Annotated in this window: 20 protein-coding genes; 10 read left to right on the forward strand and 10 right to left on the reverse strand. The window is 65.1% G+C overall.

Annotated elements, in window-relative coordinates; translation table 11 throughout:
* Positions 1 to 981, forward strand: coding sequence for a tRNA (adenosine(37)-N6)-dimethylallyltransferase MiaA (miaA, locus tag ACTHN9_RS06550; RefSeq protein WP_440535944.1), 981 nt, complete (start codon positions 1 to 3; stop codon positions 979 to 981).
* Between the two features lie 68 nt (positions 982 to 1,049).
* Here the strand turns inward: miaA and ACTHN9_RS06555 are convergent, their stop codons facing one another.
* The 3 genes from ACTHN9_RS06555 to purM form a co-directional block, all read right to left on the reverse strand.
* Positions 1,050 to 1,304, reverse strand: a complete 255-nt coding sequence (locus tag ACTHN9_RS06555; protein ID WP_440535945.1) for an AAA family ATPase — start codon at positions 1,302 to 1,304, stop codon at positions 1,050 to 1,052.
* Between the two features lie 60 nt (positions 1,305 to 1,364).
* Positions 1,365 to 1,526 carry a hypothetical protein gene (locus ACTHN9_RS06560; protein WP_440535946.1) on the reverse strand — a complete coding sequence of 54 codons (162 nt, stop codon included), beginning with the start codon at positions 1,524 to 1,526 and terminating at the stop codon, positions 1,365 to 1,367.
* Between the two features lie 291 nt (positions 1,527 to 1,817).
* The gene (gene purM, locus ACTHN9_RS06565) at positions 1,818 to 2,885 is read right to left on the reverse strand and encodes a phosphoribosylformylglycinamidine cyclo-ligase (protein WP_440535947.1); all 1,068 of its coding nucleotides are present in this window, start codon (positions 2,883 to 2,885) and stop codon (positions 1,818 to 1,820) included.
* Positions 2,886 to 2,945: 60 nt separating this feature from the next.
* Here purM and ACTHN9_RS06570 point away from each other — a divergent pair, with 60 nt between their 5' ends.
* Genes ACTHN9_RS06570 through panB form a run of 7 tightly spaced genes read left to right on the forward strand, consistent with a single transcriptional unit; the run spans position 2,946 to position 9,285 of the window.
* On the forward strand, positions 2,946 to 4,022 hold the full coding sequence (locus ACTHN9_RS06570; protein ID WP_440535948.1) for an AI-2E family transporter: 1,077 nt from the start codon (positions 2,946 to 2,948) through the stop codon (positions 4,020 to 4,022).
* A gap of 36 nt (positions 4,023 to 4,058) precedes the next feature.
* Positions 4,059 to 4,802: a DnaA regulatory inactivator Hda gene (hda, locus tag ACTHN9_RS06575; protein ID WP_440535949.1), complete on the forward strand. Its 744-nt coding sequence runs from the start codon at positions 4,059 to 4,061 to the stop codon at positions 4,800 to 4,802.
* 11 nt (positions 4,803 to 4,813) lie between these two features.
* Positions 4,814 to 5,500, forward strand: a complete 687-nt coding sequence (locus ACTHN9_RS06580; RefSeq protein ID WP_440535950.1) for an HAD family hydrolase — start codon at positions 4,814 to 4,816, stop codon at positions 5,498 to 5,500.
* Positions 5,497 to 7,056: a polynucleotide adenylyltransferase PcnB gene (gene pcnB, locus ACTHN9_RS06585; protein ID WP_440535951.1), complete on the forward strand. Its 1,560-nt coding sequence runs from the start codon at positions 5,497 to 5,499 to the stop codon at positions 7,054 to 7,056. Before ACTHN9_RS06580 ends, pcnB begins: the two co-directional genes overlap by 4 nt.
* 55 nt (positions 7,057 to 7,111) lie before the next feature.
* The gene (folK, locus tag ACTHN9_RS06590) at positions 7,112 to 7,729 is read left to right on the forward strand and encodes a 2-amino-4-hydroxy-6-hydroxymethyldihydropteridine diphosphokinase (protein ID WP_440535952.1); all 618 of its coding nucleotides are present in this window, start codon (positions 7,112 to 7,114) and stop codon (positions 7,727 to 7,729) included.
* Positions 7,726 to 8,412: a deoxynucleoside kinase gene (locus ACTHN9_RS06595; RefSeq protein WP_440535953.1), complete on the forward strand. Its 687-nt coding sequence runs from the start codon at positions 7,726 to 7,728 to the stop codon at positions 8,410 to 8,412. The genes folK and ACTHN9_RS06595 overlap by 4 nt, the downstream gene beginning before the upstream one ends.
* Positions 8,413 to 8,469: 57 nt before the next feature.
* Positions 8,470 to 9,285 (forward strand): 3-methyl-2-oxobutanoate hydroxymethyltransferase, encoded by an 816-nt coding sequence (gene panB / locus ACTHN9_RS06600; RefSeq protein ID WP_440535954.1) that lies wholly within the window; start codon positions 8,470 to 8,472, stop codon positions 9,283 to 9,285.
* Here the strand turns inward: panB and pabB are convergent.
* From pabB to hrcA, 7 genes are all read right to left on the reverse strand, one after another.
* Positions 9,282 to 11,303 carry an aminodeoxychorismate synthase component I gene (pabB, locus tag ACTHN9_RS06605; RefSeq protein ID WP_440535955.1) on the reverse strand — a complete coding sequence of 674 codons (2,022 nt, stop codon included), beginning with the start codon at positions 11,301 to 11,303 and terminating at the stop codon, positions 9,282 to 9,284. The genes panB and pabB overlap by 4 nt on opposite strands.
* A gap of 71 nt (positions 11,304 to 11,374) precedes the next feature.
* Entirely contained in the window at positions 11,375 to 12,514 is a 1,140-nt protein-coding gene (gene dnaJ / locus ACTHN9_RS06610; RefSeq protein WP_440535956.1) for a molecular chaperone DnaJ, read from the reverse strand.
* Between the two features lie 236 nt (positions 12,515 to 12,750).
* Entirely contained in the window at positions 12,751 to 14,733 is a 1,983-nt protein-coding gene (gene dnaK, locus ACTHN9_RS06615) for a molecular chaperone DnaK (protein ID WP_440535976.1), read from the reverse strand.
* A gap of 98 nt (positions 14,734 to 14,831) precedes the next feature.
* On the reverse strand, positions 14,832 to 15,416 hold the full coding sequence (gene grpE / locus ACTHN9_RS06620; RefSeq protein ID WP_440535957.1) for a nucleotide exchange factor GrpE: 585 nt from the start codon (positions 15,414 to 15,416) through the stop codon (positions 14,832 to 14,834).
* A gap of 521 nt (positions 15,417 to 15,937) precedes the next feature.
* Entirely contained in the window at positions 15,938 to 16,345 is a 408-nt protein-coding gene (locus ACTHN9_RS06625; RefSeq protein WP_440535958.1) for an RNA-binding S4 domain-containing protein, read from the reverse strand.
* Positions 16,346 to 16,448: 103 nt separating this feature from the next.
* Positions 16,449 to 17,516 (reverse strand): ferrochelatase, encoded by a 1,068-nt coding sequence (hemH, locus tag ACTHN9_RS06630; protein ID WP_440535977.1) that lies wholly within the window; start codon positions 17,514 to 17,516, stop codon positions 16,449 to 16,451.
* A 271-nt stretch (positions 17,517 to 17,787) separates the two neighbouring features.
* On the reverse strand, positions 17,788 to 18,807 hold the full coding sequence (gene hrcA, locus ACTHN9_RS06635; RefSeq protein WP_440535959.1) for a heat-inducible transcriptional repressor HrcA: 1,020 nt from the start codon (positions 18,805 to 18,807) through the stop codon (positions 17,788 to 17,790).
* Between the two features lie 260 nt (positions 18,808 to 19,067).
* Here hrcA and ACTHN9_RS06640 point away from each other — a divergent pair, with 260 nt between their 5' ends.
* Both ACTHN9_RS06640 and recN read left to right on the forward strand, forming a co-directional pair.
* The gene (locus ACTHN9_RS06640) at positions 19,068 to 19,976 is read left to right on the forward strand and encodes an NAD kinase (RefSeq protein ID WP_440535960.1); all 909 of its coding nucleotides are present in this window, start codon (positions 19,068 to 19,070) and stop codon (positions 19,974 to 19,976) included.
* Positions 19,977 to 20,041: 65 nt separating this feature from the next.
* Positions 20,042 to 21,712 carry a DNA repair protein RecN gene (recN, locus tag ACTHN9_RS06645; RefSeq protein ID WP_440535961.1) on the forward strand — a complete coding sequence of 557 codons (1,671 nt, stop codon included), beginning with the start codon at positions 20,042 to 20,044 and terminating at the stop codon, positions 21,710 to 21,712.
* The last annotated feature ends 23 nt before the right edge of the window (positions 21,713 to 21,735 follow it).

A 21,735-nucleotide genomic window follows, 5' to 3' on the forward strand; every position in this document is an offset into this window, starting at 1 on the left:
GTGAACGAGCCTCATCGCATTGTAGTGGCTTGCCTGCTGGGCCCGACGGCGTCGGGCAAGACGGCGGCCGCCCTCGCCTTCGCGGCCAAGCACGCGGCCATGCACGCGACCGAAATCGTCAGCGTCGATTCGGCGCTCGTCTATCGCGAGATGGATATCGGAACGGCAAAGCCGACGCCTGACGAGCGCGCACGCGTGCCGCATCATCTGATCGACATCCGGGAGCCGACGCAGGCCTACTCGGCCGCGGATTTCCGGGCCGATGCGTTGAAAGCGATCGGCGACATTCTGGCTCGTGGCGGGGTGCCGTTGCTTGTCGGCGGGACGATGCTCTACTACCAGGCGCTGACGCGGGGCCTGAACGACTTGCCGAGCGCCGATCCCGACGTGCGGGCATCGTTGGAAGCCGAGGCGGCACGCGAGGGTTGGCCCGCGCTGCATACCCGGCTTGCGGGTGTCGACCCGGTCACCGCGGCGCGGTTGGCGCCGAACGATGCGCAGCGTATTCAACGCGCGCTGGAAGTGTTCATGTTGACGGGGCACCCGATGTCCGCCGTGCTGGCGGCGTCGGAACGAAACGACGATACGCCGTACCGCTTCGTGCCGATCGCGCTCGAACCGAGCGATCGCGCAGTGCTGCACGCGCGCATCGCACAGCGGTTCGACACCATGCTGGAGGCGGGCTTTATCGACGAGGTGAAGAAGCTGCGCGCGCGTGGGGATCTCGACCCAAGCCTGCCATCGATGCGCTGCGTCGGCTATCGGCAAGCGTGGGAATACCTAGACGGCGAAATCGACTACGCGACGATGCGCGACAAAGGCATTTTCGCCACGCGCCAGCTCTGCAAGCGCCAACTGACTTGGCTGCGATCGATGCCCGATCGCACAATTATCGATTGCTGCGCACCGAGTGCGACGGACGATGCCCTGCGAGCGGTTGAAGCCGTGGTCGACGAAAATGCGAGGCGCTCGCGAACATAATGCGCGCCCCTGCGCGGGGCTCGTCTCACGAACGCGACGAAATGGGCCTATTGCCTGTCGCGAAGCGTTCACACGTCCATCTTCTTCCTCAGTTCGTCGACGAAACGCTTCGCCCATGGGGACGCAAGCATCACCGGCTCCGGTGCGACTTTCGCGGGGGTGAGAAGATCCCTTGGCGTGGCTCGCAACAGTTCGAACGCCTCAATCAGATTGGACTTACCGGAACCGTTAGGGCCAATAATGACGTTCAACGCGCGAAGCTCGACCGGGCGCGCCGCGGGCCCATAGCTAAGAAAGTTGGTCAGTGTGATGCTGTTTATCATGTTTAGCTCACGTTCCGGCTATGCAGCGTTCGCCATCCGTTCCAGCAGCCGTCGACTGCCCTACCACACCTCGCGTCCCACCCGGCTTCCGGCGTCCTCGACAGCGATATCGACAGACAGCGGAACGCTCGTATCGCACAGCCCGATGAGGTGATCGAGCAAATGCTTGCGCCGAGCCGGCGTATGCGGCTGCGCCCCGCTGCCTGCACGAGCGTTCGCCAAACGGCTCCCGGAACCGCGAATTCGCGCCCAAAACAATGCCGCAATCCGCAATGGGGGGCACTTGCGCCGCGTTGGTTGCTTATGATTCATATGCTCGGTCCAAATGCGTACCCATTGTAGAAACGTCTCACAAAGAAGCAAAGGACCGAAGCAGATGACCATCGACGCCTGCATTTGCGCAAATGCACGATGAAAAAAACCGCTTGGCGAAAAAAGACCAAGCGGTTTTTTTAGGTCGGCAGCAGCCGCGCAATGGCGCATCCGTCGTTCTTATGAGCACCTAGCTCGCATTCAAACCACCACCGTCTGCGCCTCGCCGTCCCGGCTCGCACGCACGGTGCCGATCTTCCACACCTGCTCGCCGGCCGCCGTCAATTCGCGCAGCGCATCGTCGGCGTCGTCCGCCGCGACGATGACCGCCATCCCGATCCCGCAGTTGAAGACGCGGTGCATTTCCGCGTCGGCAACGCCGCCGTGCTGCTGCAGCCACGTGAACAGCGGCGGCATCGGCCAAGCGCCGGCCTGCAGTTCGGCCGTGAGCCCTTCGCGCAGCACGCGCGGAATGTTCTCGACAAGCCCGCCGCCGGTGATATGCGCCATGCCCTTCACGGCGATCTTCTGCATCAGCGCGAGCAGCGGCTTCACGTAGATGCGCGTGGGCGCCATCAGCGTGTCGGCCAGCGAACGGCCGTGGAAATCGGCCGACAAATCGGGGTTCGCCCGCTCGATGATCTTGCGCACGAGCGAGAAGCCGTTCGAATGGATGCCGCTCGAAGCCAAGCCCAGCACGATATCGCCGGGCACGATCGTGCTGCCGTCGATGATCTTGCTCTTTTCGACGGCGCCGACCGCAAAACCCGCGAGGTCGTATTCGCCGTCCGGGTACATGCCCGGCATCTCGGCCGTCTCGCCGCCGATCAGCGCGCAGCCGGCCAACTCGCAGCCCTGCGCGATACCTTGCACGACCGTCGCGGCCGTGCCCACATCGAGCTTGCCGCAGGCGAAGTAATCGAGAAAGAACAACGGCTCGGCACCTTGCACGAGGATATCGTTCACGCTCATCGCGACGAGATCCTGGCCGACCGTATCGTGTTTGTTCAGATGAAAGGCCAGCTTCAGCTTCGTGCCGACGCCGTCGGTGCCGGACACGAGCACGGGCTCGTTATACTTCTTCGGCACTTCGAACAGCGCGCCGAACCCGCCGATGCCGGCGAGGACGCCTTCGCGCAGCGTCTTCTTCGCAAAGGGCTTGATGGCGTCGACGAGTGCATCGCCGGCGTCGATGTCGACACCGGCGTCGCGATACGACAGACCCTGGGCGCCAGCCTTGGCGTCCGGCGCGGATTTCGGTTGATTCATGGGGTAGGGCGAGAAGGTCGGTAAAATGCGATTTTAACCGATGCCGACCGGGATACGCCTTTGTCGCAGAATTCACCGATTCTTACGCCCTACCAACGCCAGGCACTGTTCTGGAGCGCCGTCGCGCTCGGCCTCGGAATCTTGCTGTGGCTGCTGAGCCCCGTGCTGACGCCGTTCCTGCTCGGCGCGATCCTGGCCTACATCCTCCAGCCGGGGGTCGCGTGGCTCGTGCGCCATAAGATCCCGCGCGGCATCGCGGCGCTGGTCATGATGCTCGTCTTCGCGCTGCTCGTTTCGCTGCTCGCGCTGCTCGTGTTCGCGGTCGTCCAAAAGGAAGGCCCCGAACTCAAGGCACAAATTCCCGGCCTGATCGCGCATTTGCACGATTGGCTGCAGCCCAAGCTCGCCTTGCTCGGCTACGGCGACGTCTTCGATTTCTCGAGCCTGCGCGACATGCTGAGCACCCAGCTCGAGGGCAGCGCGCAAACGGTCGCGCTCGCCGCATGGAAATCGCTGCGCACGAGCGGCAACGTCATGATCACCGTGATCGGCGACGTCGTCATGGTGCCGCTGGTGCTGTATTACCTGCTCTACGATTGGAACACGATGCTCGCACGCCTGGCGTCGATCGTGCCGCGGCGCTGGCTGCCCAAGACCCTCGAACTCGCCGTCGAGATGGACCGTACGCTGTCGCAGTATCTGCGCGGCCAATTGCTCGTGATGGGGGTGCTGGCCGCCTTCTACGGCATTGCGCTCACGATCGCGGGCTTCGAGATCGCGTTGCCGGTGGGCATCTTCACGGGGCTAGCCGTGTTCATTCCCTACGTCGGCTTCGCAACGGGTCTGGCGCTCGCGCTGCTCGCCGCCTTGCTACAGTTCGGCAGCGTCTACGGCTTCGTCGCCGTGGCGATCGTCTACGGCATCGGGCAGATTCTCGAAAGCATGTTCCTGACACCGCGTCTCGTCGGCGAACGCATTGGGCTGCACCCGCTCGCCGTCATCTTCGCCTTGCTCGCGTTCGGCCAGTTGTTCGGCTTCTTCGGGATCTTGCTCGCGCTGCCCGTCAGTGCGATTTTGTCCACCGCGCTACGGGAAGTGCGGCGCGGCTACCTCGCGAGCACGCTCTACAAGAATTGATTGTTCGATTGTTCGATTGTTTGCGTCCCCCACATCGTGACTGTGCACCGCCAATTGACGCTCGACCTCGGCACGCCGCCGCCGTCGACGTTCGATAATTTCTTCGCCGGCGCCAACGCGGAACTCGTCGCGCGGCTCGCCGAACTCGACACCGCGCTGGCGGCCTGCCCGCTCGCCGACCGCACGTTCTACGTCTGGGGCGAGCCCGGCAGCGGCCGCAGCCACCTGCTCTCGGCCCTCGTGCACAGCGCGGCGCCGGGGCGGGCGTCGTTCCTCGGGCCGCAAAGCGCCCTCACCGCGTTCGCGTTCGAGCCGAACGTGGCGATCTACGCCGTGGACGATTGCGATAAGCTCTCCGGCGCGCAGCAAATCGCGCTGTTCAACCTGTTCAACGAGGTGCGCGCGCATCCGACGAGCGCGCTCGTCGCCACGGGTAACGCGGCGCCGCTCGGGCTCGACGTGCGCGAGGATCTGCGCACGCGCCTAGGCTGGGGCCTCGTGTTCCACCTGGCGCCGCTGCCCGACGAGCGCAAGAGCGCCGTGCTCAAGCACGCTGCGAAAGAACGCGGCATCGCGCTGGCCGACGACGTCCCCGCCTACCTGCTCACGCACTTTCGGCGCGACATGCCGAGCCTCATGGCACTGCTCGATGCGCTCGATCGTTTTTCGCTCGAGCAAAAGCGCGCGATCACGCTACCGCTGCTGCGCACCATGCTCGCTTTGCCCGCCGACGACGCCGCCTCGGAAGGCTCTCCCGCTCAAGCGAGCCTCTTCAAGTAAAATGCGCACTCATGACGAACCTCGCACTCTTCGACCTCGATCACACGCTCATCCCGACCGACAGCGACCACGAATGGGGCCGCTTCATCGTGAAGCTCGGCATTGTCGATGCCGAGTCGTACTTGCGTGACATCGACCGCTTCTACGCGGACTACAAACGCGGCCAGCTCGATATCCACGCGTATCTCGAGACGATCCTCAAACCGCTCGCTCACCGCTCGCGCGCGGAACTCGCCGCGTGGCACGAGCAGTTCATGCACGAGGTGATCAAGCCCGCGCTCACGCCCGTCGCGCTCGAACTCGTACGAGAGCACCAAGAAAAAGGCGATCTGTGCTGCATCGTCACGGCGACGAACGAATTCATCACACGCCCGATCGCCGATGCGTTCGGTGTCCCGATGCTGATCGCCTGCGAGGTGGAAACCACCGACGGCCAGCCGCATTCGCCGTTCACGGGACGCGGCACGGGCACGCCCAGCTATCGCGAAGGCAAGATCGTGCGCGTGCAGGCGTGGCTCGCCTCGCTCGGCAAGAGCTGGAGCGACTTCGAGCACAGCTACTTCTATAGCGATTCGCACAACGACATTCCGCTGCTCGAGAAAGTCACCGATCCGATCGCCACCAACCCCGACGCCACGCTGCGTGCGCATGCGCAAGCGAAGGGCTGGCGCATCCTCGATCTTTTCCAACCGTCGTGATCAAGAAACTCATCCGCAAGCTACTCGGCCAAGATACGGACACGGCCGCCCCGACCGGGGACGATTCCCTCGCCGAAGACGCCACTTGGGCCGATGCGGTCGCGGACGAATCCGCGGCCAAACCGCGCCGGAAAAAGGCCGCATCCGGCAAGCGCGCGAGCGCGGCCGGGCCCGACGCGCCCGTGATTCTGTCGTCCGACATCCATGGCATCGACCCCTCGCTGATCTCGCGCAACGCCGTGCGGGTCACCGATACCTTGCAACAGGCCGGTTTCCGCGCGTTCATCGTCGGCGGAGCCGTGCGCGATTTGCTGCTCGGGATCGCGCCCAAGGATTTCGACGTCGCCACCGACGCGACCCCCGAACAGGTACAGCGCCTGTTCCGCCGGGCACGCCTGATCGGGCGGCGCTTTCAGATCGTCCACGTGCAGTTCGGGCAGGAGATCATCGAGGTGTCGACGTTCCGTGCGCTCGTCGATGCTCCCGCCGCCGCGCCGGCCGAGGCGCCGCCCAAGCGCCTGCGCCGCGACGAACTCGATCGGCGCACCCATGCGGTCGACGCGAGCGGCCGCGTGTTGCGCGACAACGTCTGGGGCGAGCAGCATGAAGACGCGACGCGGCGCGACTTCACGATCAATGCGATGTATTACGACCCGGCCACGCAGACGGTGCTCGATTACCACAACGGCATGGGCGACATCCGCGCCCGGCTGTTGCGCATGATCGGCGATCCGGCCACGCGCTACCGAGAAGATCCGGTGCGGATGCTGCGCGTCGTGCGTTTCGCGGCCAAGCTCGGCTTCGAGATCGAGGATGCCACGCGCGAGCCGATCAAGCCGCTCGCCGATCTGGTCAACAACGTGCCGGCCGCGCGCCTGTTCGACGAAATGCTCAAGCTGCTGCTCTCGGGCCACGCGCTGGCGTGCCTGAAGCAGCTTCGCAAACAAGGCCTGCATCACGGCCTGCTGCCGCTGCTCGACGTCGTGCTCGAGCAGCCGCACGGGGAATCGTTCATCACGCTCGCGCTGAACAGCACCGATGCGCGCGTGAAAGCCGGCAAGAGCGTGTCGCCCGGCTTTCTGTTCGCGACGCTGCTATGGCACGACGTGCAACAGCGTGCGCAGCAATACGAGGCGAACGGCGAATTCCCGGTCCCGGCGCTCCATCATGCGATGGACGACGTGCTCGACATGCAAACGGAAAAGCTGGCGATCCACAAGCGTTTCTCGGCCGATATGCGCGAGATTTGGGGCTTGCAGTCGCGCCTCGAAAAACGCTCGGGCCGCAGCCCCTTGAAGCTCGTCGAACACCAAAGATTTAGAGCGGGTTATGATTTCCTCCTGTTACGGTGCGAATCGGGCGAACTCGATCCCGCGATCGGCGCATGGTGGGCGTCCTTCCTAGACGGCAGCCCCGCCGAACGCGAGACGCTGCTGTCGCAAGGCGGCCGCGCGAGCGCACCGCGCAAGCGGCGCCGCCGCGGCGGCCGCGGCCGCAAGGGCGATGAAGCGCAGCCGGCCGACGCGGCCGACGCGCAACACGCGCAAGAGGACTGAACGGGCGGCGGTGCGCCGCCGATCGCCAAGTCAAGAAGTCGTAGGAAGCCATGCCATGACGGTTGCTTATCTCGGTCTAGGCGCGAACCTCGGGGATGCTCGCCAATCCCTGAAGGATGCGGTCGTCTGCCTCGCCCAGCAGCACGCCATCACCGTACTCGCGAAATCGAGCCTTTACCGCACCGCGCCGATCGATGCGAGCGGCGACGATTACTACAATCTCGTCGTCAAGCTCGAGACGTCGATGAGCGCGCCGGCCTTGCTCGCGCTGTGCCATCGCGTCGAGCACCACTTCGGCCGCGAGCGGCCGTTCCGCAACGCGCCCCGTACGCTCGATCTCGACATCGTCCTGTACGGCGACACGCGCGTCGACGAACCGGACCTCGTGATCCCTCATCCGCGTGCATTCGAGCGCGCCTTCGTGCTCGTGCCGCTCGTCGAAATCGACCCCGACATCTCGATTCCCGGCCATGGCCGCGCCGATGCGCTATTGCCGAGCGTCGCCCATCAGCGCATCGAAAAGGTCAAGATGTGCCGCTGCGCGGTGGCCGATGCACTCGAGAAGGCAGCGAGCAAACTCTGCGGCGGCGGTGCGCAAGCCGGCGCCCACGGCGGTTCGAGCGAGACGGCGGCGCCCGAAGGCGCCAAAGCCGTGCACGGCGGCAAGCTTTGAGGCCGACGAATGCCCCGCCCGTGACGGTCACGGCGCCCGATTTGCGCGCGCCGTACCGTTATATTGCGATCGAAGGGGCGATCGGTGCGGGCAAAACCTCGCTGGCGCACCGGCTGGCCGAACGCTGGCCGATGCGCACGCTCCTCGAGCGGCCAGAAGCGAATCCCTTTCTCGAGCGCTTTTACGGCGACATGCCGCGCTACGCGCTGCCCACCGAATTGCAATTCGCGGTACAGCGCGCGCAGGAAGCCGAGCTCAGTGCGCAGTTGCTGGCGCGAGGCGGCACGCTCGTCACCGATTTCATTGCGCAAAAGAGCGGTATCTTCGCGCGCCTGACGCTCGGCGACGACGAATGGCGTCTCTACCAGCGGCTAGCCGAGGGCATCGCATGCGCCGATGCGCCCGTGCCCGATCTCGTCATCCATTTGCAAGCGAGTCCGGCGACCTTGCTCGCGCGCATCGCGAAGCGCGCGCGCGCCGAAGAAGCACGGATCTCCGAATCGTACCTGCGCCAGTTGAGCGAAGCGTACGACCAGTTCTTCTACCACTACGACGACAGCCCCGTGCTGACCGTCAACACCGAGCACTTGAACTTGCTGGAATCCGATACGGATTTCGCCCTGCTGATCGAGCACATCGAAACGATGCGCGGGCGCAAGGCAAGTTTTGCCAAAGCGCTTTAATATCCGGTCCGGCGGCGCGCTGGCGCTCACTCATTCTTTCCGAATACGAGACTTTCGATGACCTATTTGCAGGAATCCAACCGGCCGAAGATCACCGTGCCGAAGCTGCAAACCATGCGCGAGGCGGGCGAGAAAATCGCGATGCTGACCTGCTACGACGCCAGTTTCGCCTCGCTTCTCGATCGCTCGGGGGTCGATGTGCTGCTGATCGGCGACTCGCTCGGCAACGTCGTGCAAGGGCAAACGACGACCCTGCCCGTGACGCTCGCCGACATCGCCTATCACACCGCTTGTGTGGCGCGCGCGCAGCCGCGCGCGCTCATCATGGCCGATCTGCCGTTCGGCACGTTCGGCACGCCGGCCGAAGCGTTCGCGAGTTCGGTTCAAGCGATGCGCGCCGGTGCGCAGATGGTCAAGATCGAAGGGGGCGAATGGCTGGCCGAGACGGTCCGTTTTCTCGTCGAGCGGTCGGTGCCCGTCTGCGCGCACGTGGGCCTAACACCGCAATCGGTGCATGCATTCGGCGGCTTCAAAGTGCAAGGCAAGACGGACGAAGGCGCGAACCAGTTGCTGCGCGACGCCCTCGCCTTGCAAGATGCCGGTGCGCAAATGGTCTTGATGGAGGCGGTGCCCCCCGCCGTCGGCGCCAATATTACCCAGGCGCTGCGCGTCCCGACGATCGGCATCGGCGCAGGCGTGGACTGTTCGGGTCAAGTGCTCGTCTTGCACGACATGCTCGGGATTTTCCCCGGCAAGCCGGCCCGGTTCGTGAAGGATTTCATGGCCGGCGAGCCCAGCATCGGCGCGGCCATCGAAGCGTACGTGAAAGCGGTGAAAGACAGCGCGTTCCCTGGGCCCGAGCACGTTTTCTAAACGAGGCGCGCGGGCAAAACCCCGCGCAGCGCGTTGCAGATGACGAGCGCTTGCGCACGCCGCAAATCGGCTCGCGTCAGTGTGCGCTCGCTCGCCTGCATCGCCGGATCGTCCAGCAAGACCTCGCGCATGACGCCCGGCAACAACCCGGCCGATAGCGGCGGCGTGTACCAGCGTCCCTCCAGCTTGACGAAGACGTTCGAACGTCCGCCCTCGGTCAATTCCCCACGCTCGTTGAAGAACAGCATGTCGAAGGCGCCTTGGGCCTCGGCCAGGCGCCACGCGCGGTCGTATTCGGCTCGCGACGTACTCTTGTGGCGCAGCAGAAATCGATCCGAGGGAATCGGCGCAAAGCCATGCTCGTCGGCCAGCAGCACGCCGACGGGGGCGCTGTCGCCAGGCATATTGGATGGACTATTGGACGGCCCCGTCTCCACGGCCGCCGAACTCGCATGGACGAGGCGCGCAAGCGCGCCGAGCGGGCCACCGGTCATATTGGCGCGGCCGGCCTTGTCGAGCGCGAGCCGCAAACGGTGAGGCGTACCGGCCGGCAGTCCCGCGCAATGCATGTCGATCCTTGCGCGCAGCGCCGCTTCATCGAATGAGAAGCCGAGTTCGGCCGCACTCCGGCCGAGGCGAGCCAGATGCCGCTCGAGATAGCGCACCCCTTGCTCGCGCGTCGCGTGCATCGTCTCGAACAATTGCAGACCGGGGTCCGCCCCCGTCAAAAACTTTGCCTTGAGGCGGCATTCGGCATATTCGTCGTCCGCCACGCTGTCGAGCACGATCCCCCCGCCGACGCCCATGACGCCGCGTCGCGTGCCGCCGGTGGCGGCAGGGGCATCGAGCGTCAGCGTACGGATCGCAACCGATAGACAGAAATCGCCGCAGCCCGCCAGCTCCGAGTCGCCCCCCGTCGCGAGCGGCGGCTCGATCCAGCCGATCGTCCCCGTGTAGAGCCCGCGCGGTGTCGTTTCGATTTCGTCGATCAGCTGCATCGTCCGATGCTTGGGCGCACCGGTAATCGAGCCGCACGGGAACAGGGCACGCAGTAGATCGGGGAACGACGTGCCCTCGCGCAAATCGGCCTCGACCGTCGACGTCATCGCCCAGATCGACGGATACGGCTCGACCGAAAACAGCGCGGGGACACCTACCGTGCCCGTCTTCGCCACGCGCGATAGGTCGTTGCGCAGCAGATCGACGATCATCAGGTTCTCGGCCCGATTCTTCGGATCGGTACGCAAGAATTCGCGGGCGCACGCGTCGTCCTCAGGCGATGCGCCGCGCGAGGTCGTCCCCTTCATGGGCCGCGTGCGCAGCCGCTCCCCTCGCTTTTCGACGAACAGTTCAGGCGAGCATGAGAGCACCCACTCGTCGCCGGGCAACGCGATCAACGCGCCGTAACGCACGGGCTGACGCGCGCGCAAACGCCGATACAACCCGACGGGCGAGCCGAACGCGTCGAACGAGAGCCGATAGGTGTAGTTGATCTGGTAGGACTCGCCGGCGCGCAGCGCTTCGTGCACGGCCGCAATTGCTTGCGCGAAAGCCTCGCGCGTCACACTTTCGACGACGTTCGCCGCACCGGCGGCAGACGGCCGCGGCAGAGCCTCGCCCGCCCCCTGGCCAGCGGGCGGCGGCTCGCCGGCTTCATGCGGCGTATCGGCGTCGAGTTGGGCCAGCCACGCGTCGATCTGCTCGCACGAGCGCGTGTCGCATCGCTCGAACAACAAAAAACGCAGCGAGGCGTCGCCACGCTGCGCGATCGGAAAAGCGCCGGAAGCGCACTGGCCGAATTCGAGATCGCGGCCGAATTCGTAATCGCCGAGCACGACCGCATGCAACCCGGCGCGCATGTCGCGCTCGACCTCGGCGTAAAGGGCATCGAGCGCCGACGCATCGGTGCAGACATGCTCGCGCACGAAGCCGGTAAAAAGCCGGCTGGTGGGCATCGCGGCGCTCGCGTCGCAATCGTCGAGCAGCGCGAACACGGCGCCGCAAGGTTCTGCCTTCATCTACTATCCGTCGGTGCGCTCGCGCGCCCCGTTTCGCGGGCGCACGAGCGATCAGCGCTCAGATCAGTCGATCAGTCGAAAAAGCTCTTGACGCGATCGAACCAGCTCTTGCTTTGCGGGCTGTGACGCGGACCGCCCTCGACAAGCGACTTCTCGAACTGCTTGAGCAGGTCGCGCTGCGTATCGGTCAGCTTCACGGGCGTTTCGACCTGTACGTGAACGTACAGATCGCCGGGCACGCTCGAGCGCAAACCCTTGATGCCCTTGCCGCGCAGCCGGAACGTCTTGCCCGATTGCGTGCCCTCGGGCACGGGGAATGTCGCGCGGCCCGCGAGCGTCGGCACTTCGATCTCGCCGCCGAGCGCCGCCGTCGTAAACGGGATCGGCATCTGGCAGTGAAGATCGTCGCCGTCGCGCTCGAATACCGTATGCGCCTTGATGTGAATCTCGACATACAGATCGCCCGGAGGCCCGCCGTTCACACCCGGTTCGCCATTGCCCGACGAGCGAATGCGCATGCCGTCGTCGATGCCGGCAGGAATCTTGACTTCGAGCGTCTTCGTCTCTTTCACCTTGCCCGCGCCGTGGCAATTCGCGCACGGATCGGGCACATAGGTGCCGGTGCCATGGCATTTCGGACAGGTCTGCTGAATGCTGAAGAAGCCCTGCGACATGCGCACGGCGCCCGAACCGTTACAGGTCGGGCAAGTTTCGGGCTTCGTGCCCGGCTTGGCGCCCGAACCGTGACAGATCTCGCACGAAACCCAGCTCGGCACGCGAATCTGCGTCTCGCAGCCGTGCGCCGCTTGCTCGAGCGTGATCTCCATGCTGTAGCGCAGGTCCGCGCCACGGTAGACCTGTGGACCCGCACGGCCGCCGCGGGCCGCACCGCCGGCCGCTTGACCGAAGATGTCGCCGAAGATGTCGCCGAACGCATCGGCGAAGCCGCCGAATCCGTGCGCACCGGCCGCACCGGCCATATTCGGATCGACGCCGGCGTGGCCGTACTGATCGTAGGCCGCTCGCTTTTGCGCGTCCGAAAGCATTTCATAGGCTTCCTTCACCTCTTTGAAATGCTCTTCGGCGTTCTTGCTGTCCGGGTTGCGGTCGGGGTGGTACTTCATCGCGAGCTTGCGATACGCCTTCTTGATTTCGTCGTCGCTCGCGTTCTTCGCAACGCCCAGAACCTCGTAGTAATCCCGTTTCGCCATCGGTTCACCGCCGGTTCGCGCTTTGGGGCGCGACCGCTCCTTTCGCATACTGTGGAGTCTTGCGACTCGTTAGACAGGCGTCGCCAGGCCATCTCGTCCGGCCAGGCAGCCCCGCCCTCCATAAAACAAATGTGCCCGGAGAACCCGAGGGCCCGCCAGGCGTCGATTCGGCCGGCCGTTTCTCCTCATCGAGAAAAAACGCCGGCCGTCTCACGGCACGAAAACGCGACCGTCGATCAGTCCTTCTTCACTTCCTTGAACTCGGCGTCGACGACATCGTCCTCGGGCTTGCTCGCGCCCTGGCCCGCGCTGGCACCTGCCGCGCCCGCTTGCGCCCCGTCGGCTGCCGCACCCGCCGCGCCTTGCGCCTGCATGTCGGCATACATCTTCTCGCCGAGCTTTTGCGACGCGGTAGCGACCGCCTCGATCTTCGCTTCGAGCGCCGCCTTGTCGGCTGCATTGCCCTTCAGCGTGTCTTCCAGATCCTTCAGCGCCGCTTCGATCTTCTCCTTCTCGGAGGCTTCGATCTTGTCGCCGTACTCGCTCAGCGCCTTTTTCGTGCTGTGCACGAGCGCGTCGCCTTGGTTACGGGCGTCGGCCAGCTCGCGCAGACGGTGATCTTCCTCCGCGTTCGCCTCGGCGTCCTTCACCATCTTTTCGATTTCGGCTTCGGACAGGCCCGAGTTCGCCTTGATGGTGATCTTGTTTTCCTTGCCGGTCGCCTTGTCCTTCGCGCCGACGTGCAAGATACCGTTGGCGTCGATATCGAACGTCACCTCGATCTGCGGCACGCCGCGCGGTGCGGGCGGAATCCCTTCGAGATTGAACTCGCCGAGCAGCTTGTTGCCCGCCGCCATCTCGCGCTCGCCCTGGAACACCTTGATCGTCACCGCCGATTGGTTGTCGTCGGCCGTCGAATACACTTGCGCGTGCTTCGTCGGGATCGTGGTGTTCTTGTTGATCATCTTCGTCATCACGCCGCCGAGCGTTTCGATGCCGAGCGAAAGCGGCGTCACGTCGAGCAGCAGCACGTCCTTGCGCTCGCCCGAGAGCACCTGCCCTTGAATCGCGGCGCCCACGGCCACGGCTTCGTCGGGGCTCACGTCGCGGCGTGGCTCCTTGCCGAAGAATTCCTTCACCGTGTCCTGCACCTTCGGCATCCGCGTCATCCCGCCGACGAGGATCACGTCGTCGATGTCGCTGACCTTCACGCCGGCATCCTTGATCGCGATACGGCACGGCTCCACCGTCCGGGTGATCAGTTCCTCGACGAGCGCCTCGAGCTTGGCGCGCGTGATCTTCAGGTTCAAGTGCTTCGGACCGGAGGCATCCGCCGTGATGTACGGCAGGTTGATTTCGGTCTGCTGGCTCGACGAGAGTTCGATCTTCGCCTTTTCCGCGGCTTCCTTCAGGCGTTGCAGCGCGAGCACGTCCTTCGACAGGTCGACGCCCTGCTCCTTCTTGAACTCGCCGATGATGTAATCGATGATGCGCTGGTCGAAGTCTTCGCCGCCGAGGAACGTGTCGCCGTTCGTCGAGAGCACTTCGAACTGCATTTCGCCGTCGACGTCGGCGATCTCGATGATCGAGATGTCGAACGTGCCGCCGCCGAGGTCATACACGGCGATCTTGCGGTCGCCCTTTTCCGCTTTGTCCAGACCGAACGCGAGGGCCGCTGCCGTCGGCTCGTTGATGATCCGCTTGACTTCGAGGCCCGCGATGCGGCCCGCATCCTTCGTCGCTTGACGCTGGCTGTCGTTGAAGTACGCCGGCACCGTAATCACGGCTTCCGTGACCGGCTCGCCGAGGTAGTCTTCGGCCGTCTTCTTCATCTTGCGCAGCACTTCCGCCGAGATCTGCGGCGGCGCGAGCTTTTCGCCGTGGGCTTCGACCCAGGCGTCGCCGTTGTCGGCCTTCATGATCTTGTAGGGCATCAGGCCGATGTCCTTTTGCACTTCTTTTTCTTCGAAGCGACGGCCGATCAAGCGCTTGACCGCGAACAGCGTGTTCCTCGGGTTCGTCACCGACTGACGCTTGGCCGGCGCACCGACGAGCACTTCGTTGTCGTCCATGTAAGCGATGATCGACGGGGTCGTACGCGCGCCCTCCGAGTTCTCGATCACCTTCACTTGGTTGCCTTCCATCAGCGCCACGCACGAGTTCGTGGTGCCGAGGTCAATACCGATAATCTTGCCCATTTTTCGTACTCTCCGAGATATTCCGATCACTTCGACGGGACGGCGCTTCGCGCGGCCGCCCGCTCAATTCAACCTTGCACCCAAGATGTGTGCCGACGCAGCGTTTTCAAGGGGCCCGCTTACTTCGGAGCCGCAACCGTGACGAGCGCCGGACGCAGCACGCGATCGGCGATCACATAGCCCTTTTGCAGCACGGAGACGACCGTATTCGCCTCTTGCTCGGCCGGCACCATCGAAATCGCCTGGTGGCGATGGGGATCGAATTTCTCGCCAACGGGATTCACCACCGTCACGCGCCCCTTTTCCATGGCGCTCGTCAACTGGCGCAGCGTCAACTCGACGCCCTCGCGTAGCTTGGCGGCGTCGCCCGAGGTATCGGCCAGCGCGGCTTCGAGGCTGTCCAGCACTGGCAGCAGATGCTCGGCGAAGCCTTCGATCGCGAATTTGCGCGCTTTGGTTACGTCTTCCGCGGCGCGGCGGCGCACGTTCTCCGTTTCGGCCTTCGCACGCAAGAAATGCTCGTTGAGTTCCGCGAGCTTGGCCTGTGCTTCGGCAAGCGCGGCATCGGGTGCGGCGTCGGCGCCACCGGGCTGTCCCTGCGCAGCGGCAGATTGCGCGGCGACGTTCTCGGCAACGCCTTGCTGTGCGGCGGCGTCCACTGACGACGGTTGCTGGCTGGCCGGATTGTCTTGCGTATTGTCCATGTCGCTGAAAATCGTCCAAAAAATGAAATCGAAGCGGCGGCCGGCGATGAGGCATCTCGCCTTGACAGTCCTCGCAACGGGAATCCGGGGTATCCGCCGACCCGTTGCCGAAAAACGACTGTGCCGTCGCGGCATCGCGTGGGCAAATGGGGGTGCCCCGCGGCGTTTCAAGCCCCTGCTCGCCCCTTTTTTGCACAATGTGCGTCGACCGGAAACGAACGGTAACATCGATTACGGCAAAAACCCCAGAACTGCGTTGAGCGCCATCCTGGTTTGCCCTAAACTGCCTTTATGCGCTTCGTGTCCGGTGTCCCGTACCGACGCGCCGTGGCTTGACCCATCCGAAGCGTTTGCGTCCGTGTCGCTTGTCCCCGCGTGAGGGAGTACCGTGAAACTGACCTTGGCCATCGCGGTGGTCGCTCTGGTACTCGTCGCGGGAACCACGACCATCTGTTTATCCGGCGCCGTAACCGATTGCACGACGGAGTACGGCGGCGCGCATGCCGCGATCGACTCCCTGTTCAGTCCCCACCCGAAAGCTTGTCGATGACGCGCCGATCGCGCTTGGTCGGCCGCCCTTGCAGCGCGGCTGCCGGTTCTCGGTACGTGCGCCGCCGCTCGGCTTCCACCTCGCGTTTGACCCGGCTCTCCGGCGTCTCGCCGTAAAGCGTTTGCGCGACGCTCGCCGGCCCGCGCACTTCGCAGATCCCCAGTACTTGCACTTCCCAGACGATCCGCTCGATCTCGATCACGACAAGATCGCCGACCCGGACCTCTTTTGCCGGCTTCACCGTTGCGCCACCGATCCGCACACGGCCCTTTTCGACCGCATCGGCGGCCATCGAACGCGTCTTGAAGAACCGCGCGGCCCACAGCCATTTGTCGATGCGCATTCGGGCGCCGGGTTCGGTCGAAATCTTGTAGTTCATCGGATCTAAAACGAAACGAAAGGAGCGCAAGCGCGCGCAATGGGGCCCGCAACGAGCTTGCCCGCCTGGCGGCTGGCCATGGAAAGCCGCGCGAGATCGATGCTCATGCCGGCACGCCCGCCGGCACGCTTTCCAGCGCCGGCCAGCCTTGCAACTGCTGGACGACGATTTCTCCGAGCGCCGCGATCCAGGCCTGTGCCGCATTGAGGCAGGCAATGCGGTGGAATGCCTTGCCCCCCGCATGCAGAAATTCATCGCGCACCTCGAGCCCGATCTCCTCGATCGTCTCGAGACAGTCCGCCGTGAACCCCGGGCAAAAGACGTCCGCCCGGCGCACGCCGGCCGCGCCCAGTTCGCGCAGCGTGGGCGCCGTATACGGCTGCAGCCACTCCGCACGGCCGAAACGCGACTGGAACGTGACGCGACACTCCGTGGCGGTCAGGCCGAGCGCCGACATCAAGAGCGCGGCCGTGGTGCGGCACTGATCGTGGTAAGGGTCGCCCAGATCGAGCGTGCGCTTGGGCACGCCGTGGAAACTCAGCACCAGCTTATCGCCGGCTGCGAAATCGGGCTGACCGTGCGCGGCCCAATAGCGCCGCACTTGCTCGGCCAACGCGGCGATATAGGCGGGGTGGTCGGCATAGTGGCGGACGGTGCGCACTTCGAGCTGGTTGCGCATGCGCGCCAGCGCCGCGAACGCGGCATCGAAGGCCGTGGCCGTGGTGGACGACGAGTATTGCGGGTACATCGGCATCAACAGCACGCGCTCGGCGCCCGCAAGCTTGAGCTGACCGAGCATCGCGCCGATGCTGGGCGTACCGTAGCGCATCGCGTAATCGACGAGCACCCGGTACCCGTTCGCATGCAGCAACTGGCGCAGCGCTTCGGTTTGCTTCTCGGTATACACGCGCAGCGGCGAGCCTTCGGGCATCCACACCGACGCGTATTTCTTTGCCGAGGAACGCCCCCGCAGCGGCAGGATGAGCCCGCGCAGCAGCGGCTGCCAAGCGAGCGCGGGAATTTCGACCACGCGCGGATCGGATAGGAACTGGGCCAGATAGCGGCGCACGGCGCGCGGCGTCGGCGCGTCGGGCGTGCCGAGATTGATCAGCAGTACCGCCACGCGATGGGCGCTAGCGGGCTGCGACGGCAACTCGAGATCGAAACGCATGAGCAATAGGAAGCGCCGGACGGCGACACTTGCGCGAGGCGCGCACGATAGCCGCGCCGCTTGGGTTGACGTGAGGGCCATTATAGCGGCGCCCTTCTCGCCCTTCTCGCGGCCGCCGCTCGTCCGTCCGGCCGATGGCGCGCGGACGGCAAACCAGGCACGATGGACAAGCCGCCTTCTACCGGCTTGCCGACGAACGGCAGGCCGGCGCCGCTTCGGGGCGGCCGGGGCGGCGGGCGGGTGCGTCGGCCGGGGCAGCCCGGTAAGCCCCTTAAGGCTGGCTCAGCGCGGTGGACAGCAGGCGCGCGGTGATATCGACGATCGGGATCACGCGGTTGTAGGCCATCCGCGTCGGCCCGATGACCCCCAAGGTACCGACGATCTTGCCGTTCACCTCGTACGGCGCCGTCACGACGCTCATCTGCTCGATCGGCACCAGCGTCGATTCGCCGCCGATGAAGATCTGCACGCCTTGCGCGTGGCTCGAGACATCGAGCAATTGAAGGAGGCTCGTTTTTTGGTCGAACACGTCGAACAACTTGCGCAGGCGCGCCATATCCGAAGACAAGTCCGCCACTTCGAGCAAGTTGCGCTCGCCCGAAATCAGCACGGTCTCGCTGTCGTCGCTTTCCTCCGTACTGGCCGTGACGGCCGCGTGCATGAGCGCCGTCATGTCGCCGCGCAATTGGTCGATTTCCTCGCGCAGGCGCCGGCGCACCTCGTCGAACGAGAGGCCGCCGAAATGCGCATTGATGTAATTGGACGCTTCGATGAGCTGCGACGGCGAGTAGTCGCGCTGGGTCGCCATCATGCGGTTCTGAACGTCGCCCTCCGGCGTCACGACGATGAGCAAGATGCGCTTGGCCGACAGGCGCATGAACTCGATCTGCTTGAACACGTGACTGCGGCGCGGCGTCATGACCACGCCCGCGAATTGGGAGAGGTTCGAGAGCACGCTCGCCGCGGCCGCGACCACCTTCTGCGGCTCGCCCGGCTTCAGGGTTTTGCGCACCACGCGCTCGACGGCCTCGTCGTCCTGGATCGGCTCGACGGTCAGCATGGTGTCGACGAACAGGCGATATCCGCGCGGGGTCGGGATGCGGCCGGCCGAGGTGTGAGGGCTCGCCACCAGCCCCAGCTCCTCGAGATCCGACATGACGTTGCGGATCGTCGCGGGGCTCAGTTCGAGCCCCGAGTAGCGCGACAGCGTGCGCGAGCCGACGGGCTGGCCTTCGGCGATATAGCGCTCGATCAGCGTTTTGAGGAGAGTTTGTGCGCGGGGTTCTAACATGACGCAAAATTTTAGCCGAACGGCGTGCCCGCCCGTGAGCGCGTAGCGGCGCTTAAGCGGTCATGCTGGGCAGCGGATCGGGCGGCCGACAACATGAGACGCTGTGCCGGCGACGGGCACGCCTAGCCGCCGGCGTCTTGTCGGGACAACACCATTCTAGCGACAAATCGCAGGCCCGGGACGACGCGTGCCTGGCAATGGAGCCAGGACAAACCACGACGACGGTTCTTTTCGACACCCACCTATGGTGTAATGCCGGCATGGAAATTGGCAGCCAATTCAAGACAGTGGCGCTCGTGGGGCGCAGCAACACGCCAGGCATCGGCGAGCCGCTGACGGCGCTCGCCGCCTGCATCGAGCAGCGCGGCTTCGAAGTCGTGTTCGAAGCCGAGACCGCGCGCGACATCGGCGTGTCGGGCTATCCCGCGCTCACGCCCGCTCAGATCGGCGCACGCGCCGACGTCGCCGTCGTGCTCGGCGGCGACGGGACGATGCTCGGCATCGGCCGGCAGTTGGCCCCCTACCGCACGCCGCTGATCGGCGTGAATCAGGGGCGCCTCGGCTTCATCACCGATATCCCCATTTCGGAGATGAATCAGCGGATCTCCCAGATGCTGGCCGGCAGCTTCGAGCGCGAGGAGCGCACGTTGCTCGAGGCGCGCATCATGCGCGAGGGCGAGCCTATTTACCATGCGCTGGCGTTCAACGACGTCGTCGTCAACCGCAGCGGCTTTTCGGGAATGGCCGAACTGCGCGTATCGGTGGACGGCCGCTTCATGTACATCCAGCGCTCCGACGGCCTCATCGTCGCCACGCCGACGGGCTCGACGGCCTACGCCCTGTCTTCGCAAGGCCCGATTCTGCATCCGCAGTTGCAAGGGATCGTGCTCGTGCCGATCGCGCCGCATGCGCTCTCGAATCGGCCGATCGTGCTGCCCGACGAATCGAACGTCAGCATCCAGATCATCGGCGGGCGCGACGTGAACGTGAATTTCGATATGCAGTCGTTTACCGCGGTCAAGCTCAACGACACGATCGAGGTGCGCCGCTCGCGGTATACGGTGCCCTTCCTGCATCCCGTCGGCTACAGCTACTATGCGACGCTGCGGCAAAAGCTTCACTGGAACGAGCATCCGTCCGACGAGCAAAGCGATGACAAGGCGAGCTGAAATCCCCTGCCCGGTTCGCTCGAATTTCCGTCGGCCCTGCCCCGAACGCCGTTAATACCACACCCATGCTCCGCCACCTCTCGATACGCGACTTCGTCATCGTCGCCGCGCTCGATCTCGAATTCGACCGCGGCTTTTCCGTCTTCTCCGGTGAAACGGGCGCCGGTAAATCGATTCTGATCGACGCGCTCGCCTTGACCCTCGGCGCCCGCGCCGACGCCGACGTCGTCCGCACGGGTGCAACGCGCGCCGACCTGACGGCCGAGTTTCAGGCCAGCGCGGGCGTCGAGCAATGGCTCGACGAACATGCGCTAAACGGCGACACGGCCGGCACGGGCGGCGAAAGCCGCGTCCTGCTGCGGCGCGTCGTCGATGCCAACGGGCGCTCGCGGGCCTTCATCAACGGCACGCCCGCCACCTTGACGCAACTGCGCGAGGTGGGCGAAATGCTCGTCGACATTCACGGCCAGCATGCGCACCAGTTGCTCATGCGACCCGACGCGCAGCGCACGCTGTTCGATACGCACGCCGGCCTCACGGCGAGCGCCGCTAGCGTCGCGCGGGCTCACCGCGCTTGGCGCGACGCCCAGCAGGCGCTCGAACTCGCCACCTCGAAAGACCGGGAGCTGCAACTCGAGCGCGAACGGCTTGCCTGGCAACTGGCGGAACTCGACAAGCTGGCCCCGCAGCCCGGTGAATGGGAGGAAATCGGCGCCGAGCATCGACGGCTCGCTCATTCGGCGAACTTGATCGAAGGGGTGCGCGGTGCGCTCGACGCCATCGCGGAATCGGATGGCGCGATGATCGGCCAACTCGGCTCGATCGTCTCGAAGCTGCGCGATTTGGCCGAGATCGATCCCGAACTCGGCGATGCCCTCGCCGCGCTCGAACCGGCCGAGATCCAATTGCGCGAAGGCGCGTACTCGCTGAGCCACTATGCCCAGCGGCTCGATCTCGATCCCGATCGACTCGCTCAGGTGGAGCAGCGTCTCGATGCGCTCCATTCGATCGCGCGCAAGTTCCGTCTGCAACCGGAGACGCTGCCGCAGGAGCACGAGGCACGTCGCGCACAACTGGCCGCCCTGGATGCGGCGGCCGATCTCGACGCGTTGACGGCCGCCGTCGACAAGGCACGGCAAGCCTATTTGGCCGAGGCCAAACAGTTGTCGAAAGCGCGCGCCAAGGCCGCGAAGGCGCTAGGCGCGGCGGTCACGGCTGGGATGCAGGAATTGTCGATGGCGGGCGGCAGCTTCGAAGTGGCGCTCGTGCCGCTCGCGGAAGGCAGCGCGCATGGGCTCGAGCAGGTCGAGTTTCGCGTCGCGGGCCACGCCGGCGTGCCGCTGCGGCCGCTCGCGAAAGTCGCGTCCGGCGGCGAACTTGCCCGGATCAGCCTGGCGCTGGCCGTGATTGCGAGTACGGCTAGCCCGACGCCGACGCTGATCTTCGACGAAGTCGATACGGGTATCGGCGGCGGCGTCGCGGAAGTCGTCGGCCGGTTGCTGCATCAGCTCGGGCGGGACCGGCAAGTGCTCTGCGTCACGCACCTGCCGCAAGTGGCGGCGCGCGGCGATCATCATTTTCAGGTGGCGAAGGCCGCGGGTACCGGGGGAACGACACTTTCGACCGTTGTCGCGCTCGATCACACCAGCCGGATCGAAGAAGTGGCCCGCATGCTCGGCGGGCTCGAAATCACGGCCACTACCCGCCGGCATGCCAAGGAAATGCTGGCCGCGTAGGGCGCTTGTGATCGGCCGATCGA

The sequence above is a fragment of the Trinickia sp. genome (genome assembly GCF_051953405.1).
Classification (GTDB): domain Bacteria; phylum Pseudomonadota; class Gammaproteobacteria; order Burkholderiales; family Burkholderiaceae; genus Trinickia.